This window comes from Maridesulfovibrio ferrireducens (assembly GCF_016342405.1).
In the GTDB taxonomy this organism is placed as follows: domain Bacteria; phylum Desulfobacterota; class Desulfovibrionia; order Desulfovibrionales; family Desulfovibrionaceae; genus Maridesulfovibrio; species Maridesulfovibrio ferrireducens_A.
This window is the reverse complement of the sequence record NZ_JAEINN010000060.1, coordinates 1-2,021: the sequence shown is the minus strand read 5'-3', so window position 1 is coordinate 2,021 and position 2,021 is coordinate 1. Positions and strand designations below refer to the sequence as shown.

The following is a 2,021-nucleotide window of genomic DNA, read 5'->3' as shown; positions in this document are numbered from 1 at the left end:
AAAGGGGATAAATAGTTTAGCCCGGGGTTAAAATCCTGAAGGGATTGCAACCCCGGGACAGGAATCTCACAAAAAACTTACCCTGAAAGGGTTTAATAGGATGAAACAACAACAGCTCATCATATTATTACTGTTTTTCTTTATTTTTATGGGTTTAATGGTGTTTATACCATTAAATCTTTATTTATTATATTCTATTTTGCTATTCTTTGTTTAAAAGGTCTAGGATCTATATTCAATGCCTTATAAATTTCCGAATGAAAAATTTCCGGTTCAGTGGATTGTCTTATCAAAATCATATTTCCACTTCTTGTTCTAAATTCAGAAGTTACGGCAACTTGGGTGTTCATAATTTCACGGATTTTTTCCCATGAAATATGCAAATCTTGTTGTTTTAATTTTGTTCTTATTGTGTTTAACAAATGATAAGCGATAACAGCAATAAACAGATGACTGTCGGCTCTGTTTTCTTTACGATGATAAACAGGACGAAATGCCAGTTCACTTTTCAAACTTCTAAATGCAGCTTCAACCATTGTCAGAGTACTATATATATTCCATAGAGACTCTTCATCTAAATCTCTTCGACTGGTTTTTAGAAAATATGAACCTGAAAACCTAAAGTTTTGTTTCTCTAACTCAACAGCATTCCAGGTAATATCTGCTACCTTATTACTCTTTGGATCTCTGGTTAATTTAATCTCATAATATCTTGAAATTGCAGAGTTACGCTCTCTAATCCGTCCAATTTTTTCTATCACTTTTTCATATTTTTTTGTGCCGTGTGGCTTCGCCAGAGACAATCGTGTTGCCTCAAGTTCTTCTTCAAACTTTTTCTTAAACTTATCCAGCATGGCTTGTTCTTTTTTACTCTTGAGTAAACTATGACAATACAATATATTCTCTTTTTCACTCTCAAAAAGCTTTACTTCTATGCTGTTATTCTTAGTCGTATGGATCTCTTTAAGCTCTGCTTTCTCTATTTCACTTTGAGGAATAGGTTTAGTTCGGGCTACGCAGATATAGTCATATCCATATTCTTCTAACATTTTTAAATTTCTTTCTATTGAAATACCTGCATCCATTATTACAGTCTGATTCTTTTTACTGCCTTTTGTTTTCTCCAGTTCAGAGACATCAATACCTTCCAATTGTGCAATCATATTAATCAAACTGTCCGGCTCATATTGATTGCCCGGCATTAATCTGCTGGCTTTAGGAAAACCATGTTCATCGATAATTAATCCAAGTGTTAATAATCGACAATCACTTCTTTTCTCTTTCGAACGTCCAAACATCGCTTTAGCATTTTCTATCCCATTACCCTCAAGATAAGTATTTGTTAAATCATAAAATACCATCTTCTCTTGAAGATTGAATAAATCTTTTTCTTTATCACTAAGATGCTTCTCTAATGCATCTTTGTGTTCATAGATTTTATCTGCTATGCGGTATAAGCTGTTATTTGATAAGTCTGCGAAATTACACCCTAAAAGGGAATCTAATCCGGATATTTTCTGAGCCCATGTTCTTGTTGAATTCTCGCTCGCAGGATTAACTAATCGCCCAATAATTGAAAGGGCTGCAACATTTTCTTGATGCTTGCTAAATCCCATATTTTGAAAGAATTTATCAAGCTCTAACTCCTTATAAACAGATAGTCCGACATGTTCAGCTCCAACTGTTCTGGCAACTTGATTTTTAAGTGATTTTACATCTACTTCATGGAAATCGCAATCTTTCTCATCAACAACTACGGCAATACTTGCCTTCTCGCGAAGCCTCTTTTCTCTGATTAAGGTTGAATAGTGTAAAGCCAGCTGTTCTATTTCCGGATCAAGATATAAAACAGGTTGATCTTTCAAAAATGCTTCAATAGTGTCTGCTAAAATTTTCCATTTCTCGATAGGAAGAGAAAAACCCTTCAAATTGAGGATAGTTCTCTGCCTTGGTCCATTCGGTGTCCGGATGGATTCAGAAAGACGAAAGGTGATTCGCTCGGTTTCTTTATATTTCTTATT

1 protein-coding gene is annotated in these 2,021 nt (G+C 34.5%); it reads right to left on the bottom strand.

Annotated features, from left to right (window positions below; all coding sequences use genetic code 11):
* Window positions 1-194 precede the first annotated feature (194 nt).
* Window positions 195-2,021: IS1634 family transposase (locus JEY82_RS19650; RefSeq protein WP_304089029.1), on the bottom strand; the 1,827-nt coding region annotated here is incomplete at its 5' end.